The organism is Nonomuraea sp. NPDC050556 (assembly GCF_044457355.1).
In the GTDB taxonomy this organism is placed as follows: Bacteria; Actinomycetota; Actinomycetes; order Streptosporangiales; family Streptosporangiaceae; genus Nonomuraea.
In genome coordinates, this window is record NZ_JBITGU010000003.1 from 766,348 (window position 1) to 781,272 (window position 14,925).

Genomic DNA, 14,925 nt, shown 5'->3' on the forward strand with positions numbered 1-14,925 from the left:
AGGGCGGCGGGTGCCGTGTCCATCGCGGGGCGGGCGTTAGCGCGGGAGGGCGGCGAGGGCTGTGTCCACGACGGTTGCCAGTCTGCGGCGGTCCGCGCCCGCCTTGCCCTGCACACGCAGCCCCTGGATCGTCGTCACCACGAAGTCGGCCAGCGCCGTCACATCCGCGTCTCGTGGCAGTTCGCCCCGTTCGCGTCCCTTGCGTAGCGCCCCGGCCACGGCCTCGGTCACGCGGTCGAGCGCGTCGCCCACGATCCTGCCCGCCGTACGGTCGTGCGGAAGCCGTTCCACCGCGCTGTTGGTAACCAGGCATCCGCGCCTGGCCGGGTCGCCGACCGTCTCGTCGACCAGGTCGAGCAGCAGCTCGCGCAGCACGACCCGGACGGGTTCGTCCCGATCCAGCCTCGCCGCCATGGCGGCCGTCGACCGGGCTGCGTAGCGGCTGAGCGCAGCCTCGTAGAGCCCCTCCTTGCTGCCGAAGGCGGCATAGAGCGAGCCCCTGCCGATGCCGGTGGCCGCCACGAGATCCTGCACGGAGGTCGCCTCGAAGCCGCGGCTCCAGAACACCTCCATCGCACTCCCGACCACCGCATCGGTGTCAAACTCTCTGGTCCTGGCCATGTCTCCGACCGTAGCCCTATCTGTAACGTTCGGTCAAGATTGTAGGATGACGCCCGTGAGGATCATCGCGGTACGGCACGGCCAGAGCGAGGCCAATCTCGCCTACCAGCAGTCGATCGGCGTGCCGCTCGTCTACGAACGCGGCGACGACGAGGTGACCATCACCCCGTTGGGGGAACGGCAGGCGGCGTCGATCGGCGCATGGCTGGGCGGGCTGCCGGAGGGGGAGGCGCCAGAGGTCGTATGGTGCTCGCCGTACCGCAGAGCCCAGGACACCTGGACGGCCGCACTGGCCGCGTGGGGCCACCCACCGCTCCCCGTGACCACCGACGAACGCCTGCGTGACCGCGAGTGGGGCGCCCTCGCTCACTTCAACGACGAAGCCATCCAGCACCACCACCCGGAGGAATGGGCCCGCCTGCAAGCAGAGGGTGAGTACACCTACAGACCCCCAGCCGGAGAGTCCTTCCTGGATGTCGCCATACGCCTCCGTACGTTCCTGGCAGACCTCCATACGGCAGCGTACGGTCGCCGGGTGCTGATCGTCGCCCACGACGCGGTGGTGCTCATCCTCCGCCACGTCATCGAAGGAACCCCGGATGGGCGACTGGCCGACATCGACGCCCATGCCCCCATCCACAACGCGTCGATCTCCACCTGGCACTCGGTGAACGGCCAGCTCGCTCTCCAAGCCTTCAACACCACCACCCACCTCCCCTGACCTGCGTGCCCCTTTCGGAGGAGGGTTAGTTCCCCCTCGCATCGGAGGAGGGGTTGGCTCCACTCACAGCCCTGCTGTCGCTGTCGCTGTCGCTGTCGCCGTCGAGGTCGCCGTCGTGGCCGTCGAGGTCGCTGTCGCGGTTGAGGTGGCGTCCGTAGGCCGGATCGCCGCGACTGACGGGGGTCGCGCCTGCTGCACGGGCGGTGGCGCAGTTGCGGTAGTAGATCCGCTCCTTGGGTGTGCGTGTGCGGTGGGGCTTCGGGGCCGAGGTGTTGGGCGTGTGGGGCGGGGCTTCGGGGCGACGTGTTGAGTGTGCGTGTGGGGTGGGGCTTCGGGGCCGTTCTGGCGCGGGAGGGCGCGAGGAGGTGGGCACGCCGCTGGCGGGGTTGCCGGGTGTGGGGTTGGTGTCGCTCGGGGTGGGGTCGGTGGTTGCTCCGGGTGTGACGCCGGCCGCGGGGTCGGGATGAGGTTGGTGACTGGGCCGGGCATGACGCCGGTGGTGGAGGAGTCGGGCGCGGCGTTGGGGTTGAGTGCGGTGGTTGCTCCGGGTGTCACGCCAGCTGCGGGGTCGGGATGAGGTTGGTGACTGGGCCGAGCTTGGCACCGGCGGTGGAGCCGGGGGGAGCCGGGTTTGGCGCCGGCGGTGGAGCCGGGGGGAGCCGGGTTTGGCACCGGGGGTGGAGCCAGGCGTGGCGCCGGGTTTGGCACCGAGGGTGGAGCCAGGCGTGGCGCCGGACGTGGCGGCGGGGGTGGAGGCGGGTGCGGCTGTGGGGGTGGGCGCGGGGTTGGCGGGGGTGGGGGTGGCTTTGGTGTTTGGTCGGGTGGTGCTTGTGGGGGCTGGGTGCTGGGTTGGGTTGGGGTGTTTGGGGGTTTCGAATCCCCGTTGTGAGCAGGCAAATGTTATAAAACGTGCCAAAGATATCAAAATGTGACCTATGCTCTGAGGCTGCATCTTTCGGGGGATGAATGATGAGGTCATATCCGATCGTCGAGCAGCGCGCGCTCAGGCCGTCCAGCCTGTTCGGGACGCTGTTCGGACAGGTCAGGCGAGCGTTCCGGCGTGCGGGTGACGGGCAGGAGGGGCTGCCGATCCCGCTCGGCCACGAGACGCTCGTCTTCGTGATCGGCGGCGGGCACCACCGCGTGGACGCCGCAGGCAGGACGCCGTCGCGGGCGACCAGCGTCAGCGTGGTCGACCTGCGCAGGAACGCGCAGATCACGGTACGGATGTGGCTTCCGTCCCCTGGAGGCGAGCACCTCCTGGCCGAGGTGCGGTTCGCCTGCACCGTCCTCGACCCCGTCACGGTCGTCCGTGACGGGGTCGCCGACGTGGCGGTCCTGCTGCTGGGGCATCTCGAGGGCGCCCAGCCCGGGGTGTCGTCGGAGGCGGATGTCAGGGCGTTCCTGGCGTTGTTCCCGGTGGAGATTCCCGGGATGGCCGTGGAGTTGCTCGGCATCGAGCTTGAACCCGCCGAACGCGATGAGGCCCGGTGGAGCAACCATGCGCTCGACTACGAGGCCAGGCGGCGCGCCTGGCGCGAGGCGGCTGATCTTGCCGGTCAGGTGGCGGGTGATCCGCTGACCGCGTTGCTCGCCGGGCATCTGGAGGGGCAGGTGGCGGCGTCCGACATCGTCGGCTACCTGCGCGAGTAGCGCGATCGGGCGCAGGCCGCGGAGCAGGGTGAGGAACGCAAGTGGGAGTCGCGGCTGGCCGCCGAGCGCCGCGAGGCTGAGCGCGAGCGGACCTTCCATCGGGAGCAGCTGCGCCTGGCGGAGGAGCGGCGGCGGCTGGAGGTCAAACGTGACGTGCTGGCGCGGCTCAGCGCGGAAGGGCACACCGGGGACGTGATCGCCGAAGTGACCCGCAACCTGGAGACACCGTCTCAGGAGGTACGGCAGAGCTGGCTGGCCCGGCTGGCTCGGGGTCGGGCGGCGGCGACGAAGCGGCAGGACGAGGAGCAGGCAGCGTGACCGACGGCACCCGTGAGTACGAGACCTGGCCCGACGAACCCACCCGCGAGCTTCCTCGGCCTGAGGGCGCCCATGGCACGGATGTCTTCCCCGTGAGTGGTCCCCCCAGGGAGCAAGCAGCCGGAGAGGCCCCGGAGGGCGGCTGGGACGGCCAAGAGGCCAGGCGAAGCGATGAAGCCAGGCGAAGCGATGAAGCCGGGCAGGGTGGTGATGCCGGGCAAGGCGGTGGTGCCGGGCCGAATAGCGGTGCCGGGCCGAATAGCGGTGCCGGGCCGAATAGCGGTATCGGGCCGGATGGCGGTGCGGGGCTGGGGGCTGAGGCTGGGCAATATGGCGGGGCCGGGCTGGGTGGTGAGACCGGGCAAGGCGGTGGTGCACGTAACGGTGGAGTCGGGCCAGGTGAGGGTTGGGGGAGTGGCAACTCTGGGTGGGGGTTTGTCAGGGGTAAGGAGGCCTACGGGCAGGATGCCGGTTGGATCGGGCGGCGGGTCAGGGTCATGGCCGGTGTCGATGAGGCCCTCCTGGACGAGGTCCCCGAGGAGCGCAACCGCTACACCGGCCTGGGCGGCGTGGTCATCGGCACGGCAGCCATCGCCTTCGTCTCCATGCTCGCCGCCCTCACCATGGTCTTCGGCGCCGGCTGGACCCTCCTGATCGCCATCCCCATAGCCCTCCTGTGGTCCGCCCTCGTGGGGAACTTCGACCGCTGGCTGGTCTCCAGCGGCCACGGCGTGATGACCTGGCGCCAGAAGGCCATGGTCATGTTCCCCCGCCTGATCATCGCCATCCTCCTAGGCGTGATCATCGCCGAGCCCGTAGTCCTGTCGATCTTCGGCTCGGCAGTGGAGGAGCAGGTCAAACAGACCCGCCAGATACAGAACGCCGCCTACGAGGACAGCCTGCGCCGCTGCAACCCGTCCCCCGACGCCGCAGGCACCATCCCGGCGACCCCGAAGAACTGCGAGGGAATGACCCTGGCCACCGCCGGCGCCCCCACCGAGCGCATGGCGGAACGCGACTCCCTCACCAGGCAGCGCGACGAGCTCGCCAGGAAGGTCGCCCAGGACAACAAGGAGCTGAAGCGCCGCGAGGAGCTGGCCCGCCGCGAGTGCAACGGCACCGGCGGCGCCGGCCTGACCGGCCAGGCAGGAGAGGGCCCCAACTGCGCGCGCAACAGGGCCGAGGCCGACCAGTTCAAGACCGACAGCAAGCTGGCCGAGAACACCGCGACGGTCGCCGCGCTCAACGCCAAGCTGACCACGCTGACCGAGCAGCTCGGCGGGGCGTCCACGACGTACGCCAAGGAGCTCACCCAGAAGATCGCCGCCAAGGTCCAGGAGCGTAAGGCGCAGCAGGGCCACATCGGCCTGCTGGAGCGCCTGGAGGCCCTGGGCGTGCTCAAGGGCAAGAGCGCGATGCTGGCGATCTCCATCTGGCTGGTCACGCTGTTCTTCGTGGTGATCGACGTGTTGCCCGCACTGGTGAAGTTCCTGTCCGCGCGCACCACCTACGACGAGCTGTTCACCAGGCGCCTGGAGATGCGCAGGAGGGCGCACGAGAAGCGCACGGAGGTGGCGTTGCGCAGGAGCCTGCTGGAGGGCGACGACGAGCTGCGCAGGCTGGACGAGGCGGAGAAGGAGGAGCGCGCGAGGCACGCCGTACAGGTCAATGCGACCCGGACGGATCTGGCTGCCCGCCTGAGGTGACGATCAGGTCGGCGCGCGACCGGGTGCCGTCGGCGGCGAACCACGCGTCCTCGGCGGCGAACCAGCGCACCCACTGCGGCTCCAGCGCGGGCCCGTCCCGGTCGAGCACCCGCTTCATACGGACGGGAAATGGCGCCTCCACCCAGACGGTAAACGCCGTGTAAGCAGGGCGAGCCGTGCCGACTCCCTCGATGATCAGCACGGGCGCGACGGGTACGGTCACCCGCGAGCGGTACCGCCCGGCCACCCAGTCGTAACGCAGGAACGACCCGTCGACCCCGCGCGACAGCGGTTCGAGCACCTGGGACTCCAGCGCGTGGAACCACGCGCCCGGCCCCTCCTCCCACGGCACGGGGAAGTCGTCGCTGTGCACGACCTGAACGCCGCCCAGCGCGTCGGCGAGCCGTCCGGCGTAGGTAGTCTTGCCGGATCCCGCAGGCCCGTCGACGGCGACCAGCCGCACGGGCCCGCACGAGGGGGCGAGGGCGGCGATGCGCGCGGCCAGGGCTTTCACCCCTCAAGGGTGCCAGGGGGTGCGGGGGTGAGGTACGGTGCCCCGCACCTGGAAGTCAATCTAGGAGGTTGATCTTGCGCGGACCCCTCGGCGACGTCGTCGTGCTCGATCTGTCCAGGGCTCTCGCCGGCCCGCACGCCGCGCAGATGCTCGGCGACCTGGGCGCCAGGGTGATCAAGGTGGAGCATCCAGACGGAGGGGACGAGTCGCGCGGCTGGGGCCCGCCCTTCGTCGGCCCGGATCACGACATTTCCACGTACTTTCTGGCGGCCAACCGCAACAAGCAGTCCATCGCCGTCGACCTCAAGAGCGACGAGGGCAAGCGCCTCATCGAGCGCCTGGTCCGCCAGAGTGACGTCCTGATCGAGAACTTCCGCACCGGCGTCCTCGACCGCCTGGGTTTCCCCGTAGACAGGCTGCATGAGCTCAACCCCCGCCTGGTCATCCTGTCGATCACCGGCTTCGGCCACGACGGCCCCGAGGGCGGCAGGCCGGGCTACGACCAGATCGCGCAGGGCGAGGCGGGCCTGATGTCGCTCACCGGCCCCGGACCTGACGAGCCCTACCGCGTCGGCGCGTCCATCGCCGACCTGCTGGCGGGCATCCACGGCGCGTACGGCGTGGCCGCGGCCCTCTACGAGCGCGAGCGCACCGGCAAGGGCGACGTGGTGCGCACCTCCCTGCTCGCCGCCGTCACCGGCGTGCACTCCTACCACGGCACCGCGTGGACCGTCGGCGGCCAGGTTCCCCAGGCCAACGGCAACCACCACGCCAGCATCGCCCCTTATGGCGCCTTCCGCTGCGCCGACGGCATGCTGCAGATCGCCGTCGCCAACGAGAACCAGTGGCGAAAGACGGCCACCCTCCTAGACATCGATCCAGATATCCCGAAATATGCGACAAACAGGGAGAGATTTGCGCACCGGGATGAGCTGATCGCCGACATGGAGAAGTCGCTCGCCAGGCACGACCGCGCTCACTGGCTGGCCGCGCTCGGCGACCTCGGCGTGCCGGCAGGAGCCATCCGCAGCCTCGACGAGGTCTACGCCTGGGACCAGACCCGCTCCCAGGGCCTGCTCGTCGAGGTCGACCACCCGGTGCTCGGCTCCATCGAGCTGCCAGGCCCGCCCCTGCGGTTCGAGAACGCCCAGGCGGCGCAGCACACCGCCCCTCCCGCCCTCGGTCAGGACGGCGACGCCGTGCTGGCCTGGCTCGAAGAACGTGAAGGATGAGACCCTGACAGCCATGGTGACCCGTCCTGACGCGCGCGCATTGATCGAAACGGTCCTCGACAAGGGCTCGTGGAAGTCATGGGACACGCCGCCCGTCGACCCGGCGGAGCCCGGCTCCTCCTACGCCGACGAGCTGGCCGCCGCGCGGGCGAAGACCAGATACGACGAGTCGGTCATCACCGGCGAGGGCCTGCTGGACGGCCGCCGCGTGGCCATCGCCGCCTGCGAGTTCTCCTTCCTGGCCGGTTCCATCGGCCAGGCGGCCGCGCGCCGCCTCGTCGCAGCCGTGGAGCGCGCCACCGAGGAACGGCTGCCGCTGCTCGCCGCGCCCGCCTCAGGCGGCACCCGGATGCAGGAGGGCGCGGTCGCGTTCGTCCAGATGGTCAAGATCAGCGCCGCCGTGCAGCGCCACCGCACCTCTGGCCTGCCGTACGTCGTCTATCTGCGCCATCCCACCACCGGCGGCGTCTTCGCGAGCTGGGGCTCGCTCGGCCACGTGACGGCGGCCGAGCCCGAGGCGCTGATCGGCTTCCTGGGCCCGCGCGTTTTCGACGCCCTGCACGGCTACCCCTTCCCCGAGGGCGTGCAGGTCGCCGAGAACCTCTACGCGCACGGCCTGGTCGACGCCGTGGTCTCCGCCGAGGACGCCAGGAAGATCGCCATCAGGGCGCTGGGCGTGCTGGCCGCGGACAGGACGCAGATCACCCAGGGCGAGCCGCCCGCCGAGGACCTGCGCCCCGTGGAGGCGTGGGAGGCGATCACCCGCAGCCGCCGCGACGACCGCCCAGGCGTGCGCGCCCTGCTCAAGCTGGCCGCCACCGACGTCACCCCGCTCAACGGCACCGGCGAGGGCGAGAACGATCCAGGCCTCCTGCTGGCCCTGGCCAGATTCGGTACGGCTCCCGCCGTCGTGCTCGGCCAGGACCGCCGCAGGCAGCGCTCCTACGGCCCGCTCGGCCCCGCCGGGCTCCGCGTGGCCAGGCGCGGCATGCGCCTGGCTGCCGAGCTCGGCCTGCCGCTGGTCACCATCGTCGACACGGCGGGCGCCGACCTGTCGAAGGCGGCCGAGGAGGGCGGCCTGGCGGCCGAGATCGCCCGCTGCCTGGCCGACCTGGTGATGCTGGAGGCGCCCACGGTGTGCCTGCTGCTCGGCGAGGGCGCCGGGGGTGGCGCCCTCGCGCTGCTTCCCGCCGACCGGGTGCTCTGCGCCCAGCACGCCTGGCTGTCGCCGCTGCCGCCGGAGGGCGCGTCGGCGATCCTCTACCGCAGCGTCGACTTCGCCCCGGAGATCGCCCAGGCGCAGGGGGTGCGCGCCACCGACCTGCGCAGGAGCGGCATCGCCGACCGCGTCATCCCCGAGGAGCCGGACGCCGCCTACGAGCCGCGCGCGTTCTGCGAGCGGGTGGGGCGGGCCCTGGAGTACGAGATCGCCGGGCTGCTGCTGCAGGACAAGGCGGACCGCCTCGCGGCCCGCCACGCCCGCTACCGCTAACCGCCCTGGTACTCCTTCGGGTCGTACCGCCACAACTCGCTGCCGTCACGCGCGTAGCCGATGATTTCCGCTGGCGGCGACGCCTTGTCCGGGAGGGGCCCGGCGAACATGGCCACACCCTCGCCCCAGGTGTCGGGCACGGTGTCCGCACTGAAGCGGGTGCCGTTCCCCATCTCGCCCACTACCCTGGCGGTCTCCGCCGTGGCGAAGCCGTACCAGACCCCCTTGAACGAGGACCACCTGACCGGGCGGCCCTCACCCACCAAGGAGCTCAGCTTGGCGCCGGGCAACCGGTCGAAGGTCTGGTCGTCCTTGCCCTTGACCCACTGCAGGCAGTGCTTGTCCTGGCGCAGGTAGGCGGTGACGCCGTGGGGCAGCGCCTGCCCGCCGGTCGCCGGGGGTTCGGCGTCCCAGCAGTCGGCGGCGTCCAGGAGGTAGACGTTCTCTACCTGGCTGCCCTTGTTGGCGAAGACGAACGCGGCCACGTCGAGGTCACGCGGGTAGGTGACCGTCCAGATCGGGTACGGCGCGCCGTCGACCCGGTGCACCGTGGCGGGGATGCGGGTGCCGTCCGGGGTGACGGCGGCAGCGGACCGCCAGCCCGCCTTCAGCGCGCCGAACGCCACGATCCGGCCGGGTTCCGGCAGGTAGCTACGCAGGGTGTCGTAGGAGAAGCCGTTCGGGTCGACGGAGGCGTTGGCGCAGCCGCCCTGCCGCTCGCCCGTCGGCCCGAGGCCGCCGGTGCTGCAGAGCATCGTGTTCCTGCCCTCGCCTATGAACCAGATCCTGGCCGGTCCTTCGGGGAAGTCGTCGGTTCCCGGGACGGTCAGCACCTCGCCGACGCGCTCCTTCAGGAAGGAGCTGCCCTCGCTCGGCGGCAGGACCCTTCGCCACACCTCCTTGCCGGTGTCGTCGTAGGCGATCTCGGTGACCCCGGCGTTCCAGTCGATCCGCCCGGAGAAGGGGACGGAGAACAGCCTGATGCCGTAGTTCCACGGTTCCTGCACGGTCTCGGCGGTCAGGGTGCCCTTCGCGGTGATGAGTTCGAGGGTGGCGATGTCCTTGCGCACGAGGCCCTGCAGCGACCCCTCGCGGTCGTCGAACGCGACCGGCGTGTCGGCGAAGAGGAACTTGGGGTCGAGCGTCTGGCGGCTCACCTCCCTGCCACCGCGCGTCCACAGCAGGATCGGACCGTCCTTGTCGGTGTGCGGCGTGGCCACGAACCCGCCGGGCATCGTGAAGCCCTCGCCGAGGCTCGCGCCCGGCCGCCCGAAGAACAGGCGGGTGCGCTCGTAGACGACGGGCTTGTCGAGCGTCGGCCCGGTGAACTCCAGCTTGGCGACCTCGTCGGCGGTGGAGAACGTCACGCTCCAGAAACCCATCGGCGCCCCCGCCGGCCGGTGGATCGTGCCTTCGATGCGCCTGCCGTCCTTGGCCAGCGCGGAGACCCCGGTGGCGAGGTCGGTGGCCACGCCGTAGTCCATCACCACGTCGGAGCCCTCGCGCGCGGTCGTGCCCTCGTACCACGCGGGGTTGTAGCTGGCGGGGATGTTCTCGGGGAGGTGGCAGCCGCCGGACGGCGGTCCCGCCTGCTGCTCCACGAGCGAGCAGGTCTCCGGCGCGCCCTGCGCGTTCTTGGCGAACCACAGCCGCAGTGGCTTGCCCTCCGTCGGGTTGGCCAGCGTCAGCTCCTCGCCGTACGGCGTCCTGCCGTCCATCGCCCGCCGGTACACCTCGTCCGGCGTCTCGGCCGGCTGCTTGTTCAGCCCCCGCGTCAGCAGGAACGGCACCAGCAGCGCGATCGCCGCCACGGCCGCCACCGCCACGAGCCAGGCGCGCCGCGTCCCGGGCGAGCGGCGCAGGCGCCGCTGCACGCCCATCCACGCGTCGGGGCCGGCCTCGTAGGTGCCCGCCCTGGCGTCGAGGGCGGCGCGCAGGCGCTCTTCCAGATCGTTCACAGGATCTCCCTCAGGGCCGCGAGCCCCCTGCTCGCGTGGGTCTTCACCGAGCCCGGCGACACGCCCATGGCGTCGGCGATCTCACGTTCGGAAAGGTCCAGCCAGTAACGCAGGACCAGGGCCTCGCGCTGCCTGCGGGGCAGCCGGTCGAGGGCGTCGAGCAGCACCCGGTGCTCCTCGGCGACGAGCACGCTGTGCTCGCTGCTGGGCACCGGGTCGGGTGGGTCCGGCCGTCGCAGCCGTACCAGGCGCAGGTGGCGCAGCCGGTTGCGGGTCAGATTGCACACGGTCGCCCGCAGGTAGCCCAGCGCCGCGCCGTCCTCGCGCAGGCGCCTGGAGTGCAGGCGGGCGAACGCCTCCTGGGCGATGTCCTCGGGATCGTCGGCGCCGAGCAGGCCTGCCAGCCGTACCAGTGAGGCGTACTGGGCGGCGAACAGCTCGGCGAACGAGGGGACCTCGCGTTCCACGGTGGGGGACTCCATCACGCTTTAGAGACACCCGAGGATGGCGTCGGTTGACAGCGTTTAGGAGACGGGTATGCGTTCGACCCTGAGCGAGAACACCTCTTCGCGCGGGACGACCACCTCGTAGGCGCCGTGGTCGACCATCCAGTAGCCCAGCGCTTCGGCCTTCATCCCGCTGTGCCCGGTGTAGGCGATGTGCAGGCCGTCCTCGTCCTCGTCGAGCACGATGCACGGCTCGCCGCCGAACGCGCCGACCGTGCGCACCAGCACCAGCCACTCGACGTCGGTACGGACCACCACGCGCCGCCAGTAGCCTGAGGCGGCCTCGAACCCGTCGAGCTCCTCCTCGCTGAACAGCACCACCTGGTCGCTCTCCGGCCCCAGGGCGGCCGGGAACGTGCGGTCGTGGAAGCGGGCGACGAACCCGGAGGCGACGGGCACCAGGTCGGCGTTCATGCGGCGCGCCGCCAGGTGAGGCCGTCGTAGTGGGCGAACGCCCGCCAGTCCTCGCCGGTCACGTGCTGGATCTCCGCTCCCGCTGGGATGGGCATGGGCATGGTGTGGAACTGCGGCACGACGTGCTCGCGGGAGGTGGTGAACCCGTTGCCTGCGAAGGGGGCGCTGTCGGACCAGTCGCCGCCCATGTGCGGCCCGTACGGCACGGCGTAGGTGTCGACGTCGCGCGCGAACCACCGCATGACGTACAGCTCGGGCACCTCGGCGAACAGGTCGGACCCCTCGAACCCCAGGTCGAGCCCCAGGAACAGCTGCCTGGGCGAGGTGAGCCTGGCACAGTCCTGCACCCGGTAGACGTAGCCGGAGATCACCGTCCGCTTGCCGGTGAGGTAGGGCACGAGCAGGCGGGGCGGCACCACCTTCTGCATCTGCGTCCTACGCTCGTTCACGTTCCTACTTTACGATCTGTTGACCCCTAGTACGCGATGTTCCAGGCACGGCAGGGTGGCCCTGGCCGTGGCGGTGAACTCGGGGTCGAGGCGCACTGTCTGGACCCCAGGACCTGTGCCCAGATCGGTGCGAACCACTCCCAGCGGGTCGACCAACATGCTGCGTCCGACGCCGAAGCCGTCGGTCGACTCGGCCGGGTTGGGGGCCTGCCCGACGGCGGCGGTCCACGTGGTGTTCTCCAGGGCGCGGGCCCTGACCAGGGTGACCCAGTGGTCCTCCTTCAGCGGTCCGGACCCCCAGGCGGCGATCACCGCGAACAGCTCGGCGCCCTGGTCGACCAGCGCCCTGGTCAGCTCGGGGAAGCGGATGTCGTAGCAGGTGACGAGCCCGACCCGCAGCCCGGCGAGCTCGACCACGACCGGCGACGCGCCGGGGGCGACCAGCTCGGACTCGCGGGCGCCGAAGGAGTCGAACAGGTGGATCTTCTGATACGCGGCCTGGAGAGAGCCGTCGGAGTCCAGGGCGACGCACGTGTTGTGCACCCGGCCCTCGCCCGGCGTGAAGGTGCCCGCGATGACGGCTGTGCCGTATTCCCGCGCGTACGACGCGAGCCCGGTGACGAACGGCCCGTCCAGGGGCTCGGCCAGGTCGGTGATGCGCCTGCCGTACCGGGTGAGCGCCGCCTCGGGGAAGATCGCCAGATCGGCCTCGGGGACCCTGCCCAGGGCCTCCTGCGCCCGTTTGAGGTTGACCGCCGGGTCAGGGGAGACGGGTATCTGGCAGAGCGCGATGGTCGTCACGGACCAAATCTATCCGCCGGAACCATGTCAGGCACCGCCACGCCCACTCGAACGGCCCATAGCGGAAACGGCTCAGCCACCACGCGCTCAGGAGGCCCTGGGTCAGCACCGTCACCAGCGCCACGGCGACCACCGACAGGCCGTCGAGCCGCGGCCCGGCCAGGAAGATCACGAACGTGCCGGTGAGGTAGTTGGTCAGCGCCATCCTGCCGAGCGGTTCGAACAGCGCGGTCAGCCAGCGCGGCAGCAGCAGGAACCCGGCCGCGTAGGCGACCGCGCCGGTGAGGGCGGCCAGTGTGTAGAGCACCCACCGGTGCTCCTCCGGCGCCAGCCAGGCGACCGTGAACGCAGCGGAGACCGGCGCGGCCAGCCAGAACGCGAGCGGCAGGGACGGCCTGAGCTCCCAGACCGCCATCCCGACGAGGAACAGCCCGGGGATGAGGATCGAGCCGCCGCCCATCCAGGTCGCCCACGCCACCCCGGCCAGGCCCAGGGGAAGGACGGCGAGCGTGGGCAGGAAGGAGGCGGGCAGCAGGACGGCGGCGCCGTACAGCGCGTAGTCGGTCAGGACCTCGCCCGGGTAGTACAGGTGCTGGACCAGCCCGAAGCAGGCCAGCCAGAACAGCCGGCGCAGCAGCACCCACCGCCCGGCCGACCGCATGACCAGCACGAAGCTGACGCCGAACAACATCGAGAAGATCGGGTAGAACCGCCCCTGGAAGAACGTCCCGATCACGCCGTCGCCCGTGTGGGGCGCGTGCTGCCAGATGTTGACCAGCATGATGCCGCACACCGCGAACCCGCGGAGCGCGTCAAGCTCTCGAACGCGCGTCACAGCACCCAGGTCCACCACCATACGAGGAACCCGTCGGCCACGACGGCGGCGACGGCGAACGGCCACAACCGGATCTTGCCCGCCGCCTTGACCAGCGCGGCCAGCGTCAGTACGTCGGAGCCGACCGCCAGCCACTGGATCCACCCCACCGAGGCGGGCAGCCCCACGGCCAGGGCGACCTCGTTCTCGCCCGCCAGCCGCCAGACCTCCTGGACCACCAGCCCGCAGAACGCCGTCCCGGCGAGGCCGCCGAACGCCGTCAGCGCCCTGCCGCGCATCGCGCCCACGACGAACTGCACGATCGACACCAGCGCGAACAGCGCGAACGGCGCCAGCAGCCACGGCGAGGTCTGCGCCTGGTAGGGCGCCTGCGAGACGACCAGATCGGAAGGGCTGAAACGCCTGTAAACCGGCCCGCACGGCGCGGAGACCGACGAGGTGTCCCCGACGAAGGCGATGATCGTCTGGCGGGCGCACTGGCTGCTCAGGAAGACCGCGTGCGACAGGCCGGGAAGCTCCACGAACCTGGCGTGCGGCAGCAGCTCGGCCGCCGGCCTGCTGGTCCTCGTCGGCGTCGTGGGGTCGAACTCGCCGCCGAGCACCAGCACCGGGGCCTGCGTCGTGGCGTTGACCGGCGGGGAGGCGGGCAGGTTCCAGGCGTCGCACACCGCCTTGTCCGCGTTCACCGTGAACAGCGTCGACTTGGCCGTGGGCCGCTCGTCCTGGCACTGCACCGCGTGGTAGAGCCCGAACTCGTGCGAGGTCAGCCCGCCCCCGACGGCGTCGGCCAGCGGCTGCAGCAGCTCGTAGTGACCGTCGGCCAGCGCGTCGATCAGCGCCGGCGCGACCGCGCTCACCTGGGGGTCGTGCAGCCCTTCCGCCAGGATCGTGGCCACGTCGTCGCCGGTCAGCGTCGCCTTGAAACGGGTGCCGAGCTGCGGGTCGGTGGTCTCGACGAAGGCCGGGCGGCTGTTGAGCCGCCTGGCCATGACCTCGAACCGGTCACGCACGCCGAGCTTGTCGAGGGTGGCGGTGAAGTTGGCGGCGGCGTCGCCGTACCAGGAGACGCTTTCCGGCAGGAAGGAGTCGAGCACGACGGAACGCACGCCCGTGGGGTCGGCCGCCGCCGCTTCGAGCATCGAGCGGGTGGAGTAGCTGACGCCGAACAGGTTCCAGCTCGGGTAGCCGAGCGCCTGGCGCAGCGCCACCACGTCGGCCGCGATCTCGGCCGTCCGGTAGCCGCGCAGGTCCACGCCCTGCTCCTCCAGCCTGGTACGGCAGGCCGTGGCGGCCGCGCCGATGTCGCCGCGCGGGGTGCGGAGCTGGTCGAGCATCGCCTTGACCGTCTCCGGGCAGCCCAGGCTGGGCTGGGAGTATCTGCTGCCGCGCTGCTCCAGCGCGATGACGTCGCGGTCGGGGAACATCTGCCGCAGGAACCCGGTCAGCTGGATCGACGACGAGCCAGGCCCGCCGCTGGTGTAGACGATCGGGTCGGGTTTGCGCCCCCTGGCGATCGACGGGCTCACCGCGTAGCCCACCTTGATCGTCCGGCCGGGGGCGTCGCGCCGCTCGGGAACGACCAGGAAGCCGCACTTCGTGCCGCGGGGGACGGCCACCGGGCAGGTCGTCGCCTCTAAAGGAGGCGGGGCTGGCACGGGCTGGAAGATCATTGCGAGCGCGAGGGCGACCCTGGTGATCACCCGAC

General features: G+C 71.1%; 16 protein-coding genes. 6 read left to right on the plus strand and 10 right to left on the minus strand.

All coding sequences use genetic code 11. The features are described from left to right. Positions 1 to 36: 36 nt before the first annotated feature. The gene (locus ACIBG8_RS32670) at positions 37 to 621 is read right to left on the minus strand and encodes a TetR/AcrR family transcriptional regulator (protein ID WP_397346897.1); all 585 of its coding nucleotides are present in this window, start codon (positions 619 to 621) and stop codon (positions 37 to 39) included. Between the two features lie 55 nt (positions 622 to 676). On the opposite strand from ACIBG8_RS32670, the gene ACIBG8_RS32675 reads away from it, so the two are divergent. Then, positions 677 to 1,342, plus strand: a complete 666-nt coding sequence (locus ACIBG8_RS32675) for a histidine phosphatase family protein (RefSeq protein WP_397346898.1) — start codon at positions 677 to 679, stop codon at positions 1,340 to 1,342. Positions 1,343 to 1,367: 25 nt separating this feature from the next. Here ACIBG8_RS32675 and ACIBG8_RS32680 read toward each other — a convergent pair whose 3' ends face one another. Beyond that, the gene (locus ACIBG8_RS32680; RefSeq protein WP_397346899.1) at positions 1,368 to 2,321 is read right to left on the minus strand and encodes an excalibur calcium-binding domain-containing protein; all 954 of its coding nucleotides are present in this window, start codon (positions 2,319 to 2,321) and stop codon (positions 1,368 to 1,370) included. On the opposite strand from ACIBG8_RS32680, the gene ACIBG8_RS32685 reads away from it, so the two are divergent. From ACIBG8_RS32685 to ACIBG8_RS32695, 3 genes are all read left to right on the plus strand, one after another. Beyond that, complete coding sequence (locus ACIBG8_RS32685) at positions 2,312 to 2,995, plus strand: hypothetical protein (protein WP_397346900.1); 684 nt, start codon at positions 2,312 to 2,314, stop codon at positions 2,993 to 2,995. The two genes, ACIBG8_RS32680 and ACIBG8_RS32685, sit on opposite strands and share 10 nt — an antisense overlap. A gap of 153 nt (positions 2,996 to 3,148) precedes the next feature. Then, entirely contained in the window at positions 3,149 to 3,313 is a 165-nt protein-coding gene (locus tag ACIBG8_RS32690) for a hypothetical protein (RefSeq protein ID WP_397346901.1), read from the plus strand. A 497-nt stretch (positions 3,314 to 3,810) separates the two neighbouring features. Then, entirely contained in the window at positions 3,811 to 5,019 is a 1,209-nt protein-coding gene (locus ACIBG8_RS32695) for a DUF4407 domain-containing protein (RefSeq protein ID WP_397346902.1), read from the plus strand. Here the strand turns inward: ACIBG8_RS32695 and ACIBG8_RS32700 are convergent. Next, positions 4,979 to 5,533, minus strand: coding sequence for a uridine kinase (locus tag ACIBG8_RS32700; protein ID WP_397346903.1), 555 nt, complete (start codon positions 5,531 to 5,533; stop codon positions 4,979 to 4,981). The genes ACIBG8_RS32695 and ACIBG8_RS32700 overlap by 41 nt on opposite strands. 74 nt (positions 5,534 to 5,607) lie before the next feature. Here ACIBG8_RS32700 and ACIBG8_RS32705 point away from each other — a divergent pair, with 74 nt between their 5' ends. Continuing rightward, on the plus strand, positions 5,608 to 6,765 hold the full coding sequence (locus ACIBG8_RS32705) for a CaiB/BaiF CoA transferase family protein (protein ID WP_397346904.1): 1,158 nt from the start codon (positions 5,608 to 5,610) through the stop codon (positions 6,763 to 6,765). A gap of 13 nt (positions 6,766 to 6,778) precedes the next feature. Next, the gene (locus ACIBG8_RS32710; protein ID WP_397346905.1) at positions 6,779 to 8,257 is read left to right on the plus strand and encodes a carboxyl transferase domain-containing protein; all 1,479 of its coding nucleotides are present in this window, start codon (positions 6,779 to 6,781) and stop codon (positions 8,255 to 8,257) included. On the opposite strand, the gene ACIBG8_RS32715 is transcribed toward ACIBG8_RS32710, so the two are convergent. Genes ACIBG8_RS32715 through ACIBG8_RS32745 form a run of 7 tightly spaced genes read right to left on the minus strand, consistent with a single transcriptional unit; the run spans position 8,254 to position 14,920 of the window. Beyond that, entirely contained in the window at positions 8,254 to 10,215 is a 1,962-nt protein-coding gene (locus ACIBG8_RS32715; protein ID WP_397346906.1) for a hypothetical protein, read from the minus strand. The two genes, ACIBG8_RS32710 and ACIBG8_RS32715, sit on opposite strands and share 4 nt — an antisense overlap. Beyond that, the gene (locus ACIBG8_RS32720) at positions 10,212 to 10,682 is read right to left on the minus strand and encodes a sigma-70 family RNA polymerase sigma factor (RefSeq protein ID WP_397346907.1); all 471 of its coding nucleotides are present in this window, start codon (positions 10,680 to 10,682) and stop codon (positions 10,212 to 10,214) included. Before ACIBG8_RS32720 ends, ACIBG8_RS32715 begins: the two co-directional genes overlap by 4 nt. Before the next feature lie 57 nt (positions 10,683 to 10,739). Continuing rightward, positions 10,740 to 11,135, minus strand: coding sequence for a hypothetical protein (locus ACIBG8_RS32725; protein WP_397346908.1), 396 nt, complete (start codon positions 11,133 to 11,135; stop codon positions 10,740 to 10,742). Beyond that, complete coding sequence (locus ACIBG8_RS32730) at positions 11,132 to 11,584, minus strand: hypothetical protein (protein ID WP_397346909.1); 453 nt, start codon at positions 11,582 to 11,584, stop codon at positions 11,132 to 11,134. Before ACIBG8_RS32730 ends, ACIBG8_RS32725 begins: the two co-directional genes overlap by 4 nt. 9 nt (positions 11,585 to 11,593) lie before the next feature. Further along, positions 11,594 to 12,385, minus strand: coding sequence for a carbon-nitrogen hydrolase family protein (locus ACIBG8_RS32735; RefSeq protein WP_397346910.1), 792 nt, complete (start codon positions 12,383 to 12,385; stop codon positions 11,594 to 11,596). Next, positions 12,345 to 13,220, minus strand: coding sequence for a DUF418 domain-containing protein (locus ACIBG8_RS32740; protein WP_397346911.1), 876 nt, complete (start codon positions 13,218 to 13,220; stop codon positions 12,345 to 12,347). The genes ACIBG8_RS32735 and ACIBG8_RS32740 overlap by 41 nt, the downstream gene beginning before the upstream one ends. Further along, entirely contained in the window at positions 13,217 to 14,920 is a 1,704-nt protein-coding gene (locus ACIBG8_RS32745; RefSeq protein WP_397346912.1) for an alpha/beta fold hydrolase, read from the minus strand. The genes ACIBG8_RS32740 and ACIBG8_RS32745 overlap by 4 nt, the downstream gene beginning before the upstream one ends. Between the last annotated feature and the right edge of the window lie 5 nt (positions 14,921 to 14,925).